Annotated in this window: 2 protein-coding genes; both read right to left on the bottom strand. The window is 45.7% G+C overall.

Annotated elements, in window-relative coordinates:
* A partial coding sequence (gene zapE / locus B7Y67_RS15700; RefSeq protein WP_293599439.1) for a cell division protein ZapE occupies positions 1-894 on the bottom strand: 894 nt, incomplete at its 3' end.
* The coding region (gene lpdA / locus B7Y67_RS15705) for a dihydrolipoyl dehydrogenase (RefSeq protein ID WP_293599440.1) at positions 895-2,277 on the bottom strand (1,383 nt) is incomplete at its 5' end.

Consider the following 2,277-nt stretch of genomic DNA (forward strand, 5'->3'; position numbering starts at 1 on the left):
TGTCATTCTGGGTGGCATATAAGGCACCCCGGACAAAATCACCGTATGAAAGAGCTTGGCAATCTCTAAATAGTCATTTTGGGATCTTGGGCCGCAGCAGAGAGTCTGGAAGTCAAACCAAACTATTCCCTCGGCCATATGCAAAGGCCTTAATTCTCGAGATTCAATACGTAATACAGGTCGAACTGTTTCCTTCTGATTTCCAATTAAGGTTTGGAACATGCGCATTAATACAGTATGGGTCTCTGCATTAACTGGCGTGAGATAGGCCTCAACTTGAGCCATCTGCACACGGCGATAGTCATTACCAGCATCCACATTCATCACGTCGAGCTGTTCCTCAAGCAATTTAATAGCTGGAAGCAAACGATCGCGATGCAAGCCATTGGGATAAAGCTGGCTAGGCTGGTAATTGGAAGTCATGACAAACTGCACTCGATCCTCAAACAGCGCACTCAACAAGCGATACAGAATCATCGCATCGGCAATATCGTTGATATGAAACTCATCAAAACAAATCAGTCGATATCTCTTGGCAATTCTTTTAGATAATTCATCGAGGGGATCAGCCATACCAGAGAGCTCATGAAGTTCACGGTGAACCTCGCGCATGAACTCATGAAAATGAATACGGATCTTTTTTTCTAAAGGGGATGCAGCAAAGAAGCAATCCATGAGAAAGGATTTGCCCCGACCTACTCCACCCCACAGATAAACGCCACGGGGAAGCTTTGGTTTGAACAGTTTCTTTTTTAGGCCATTGCTACGGATTTCTTTATAAGCAATCCATTCATCTTCACAGCGCTGTAAGCGCTCAATGGCAGCAAGCTGCGCGGGATCGCTCTGATACCCGCGCGTCTTTAACTCTTGATGGTAATACTCTAATGCTTTCAATTACATGTTTAATGCACGTTTGTCCGTCGCCAATGCTGCTTCGCGAACCACTTCCGATAAGCTTGGATGTGGATGACAGATACGAGCAATATCTTCAGCTGCAGCTTTGAACTCCATCGCTACGGCTGCTTCTGCAATGAGGTCAGAAGCATTTGGTCCAATAATATGAACGCCTAAGATTTCATCGGTTTTTTCATCGGCCAATACTTTGACGAAGCCATCGGCACGATCCATACCTAATGCACGACCGTTAGCAGCAAATGGGAACTGACCAGCCTTATAAGCAATACCAGCCTGTTTTAGCTGCTCTTCAGTTTTACCAACCCAAGCAATTTCTGGATCGGTATAGATTACCCAAGGGATGCAGTTGTAGTCGATATGGGGTTTTTGACCAGCAATCGTTTCGGCAACCAGCACACCCTCATCTTCCGCTTTGTGGGCCAGCATTGGTCCACGTACAACGTCACCTACGGCGTAAACGCCAGGTGCAGCTGTTGCGCAAGTGTGGTCATCAATTGGAATGAAGCCACGCTCATCCACCTTAAGACCAATTTTATCGAGACCTAATTTTTCAGTATTCGGAACACGTCCAACAGACACAATTAAACGGTCACACTCTAATTTCTGAGCTTTTCCTTCACTATCGGTGTAGTTAACAACAACACCTTTCTTGTCTGCCTTGACTTCACCAATCTTGACGCCCATATTGATATTGAGCCCTTGCTTGGTGAAAATCTTGTGCGCTTCTTTAGCAATACCTTGATCGCAAGCACCCAAGAAAGTTGGGAGCGCTTCCAGAATAGTGACATCAGAACCAACACGGCGCCATACAGAGCCAAGCTCCAAGCCGATTACACCAGCACCAATAACGCCAAGCTTCTTCGGAATGGAATCAAATTTCAAACCACCTTCGTTATCGCTAATCAATACGTTATCGACAGGAATACCTGGCAAATGACGTGCTTTAGAGCCAGTTGCGATGATTACATTCTTAGCAGTCACCACTTCTTTGTCTTTACCTTCAATCTTGACTTGGTAGCCATCGGCACCCTTGCCTTCAAAGGAAGCATGTCCTTTTAACAAGGTAATTTTATTTTTGCGGAACAGGAATTGAATACCCGCAGTCATCTTCGTCACAATCGCATCTTTACGAGCGATCATCTTGCCGGAGTCCAGCTTAACTGATCCTACAGTGATGCCGTGGTCAGCAACGTGATGGCTAATCTTCTCAAATTCTTCAGAAGAAGCCAGCAAAGCTTTAGATGGAATGCAACCTACGTTTAAGCAAGTTCCACCTAAGCGTGGCTCACCTTTTGGATCGTCATAGGCATTCGATTCAGCGCAAGCAACCTTAAAGCCAAGTTGTGCTGCACGGATCGCGGC

This window comes from Polynucleobacter sp. 35-46-11, assembly GCF_002281105.1.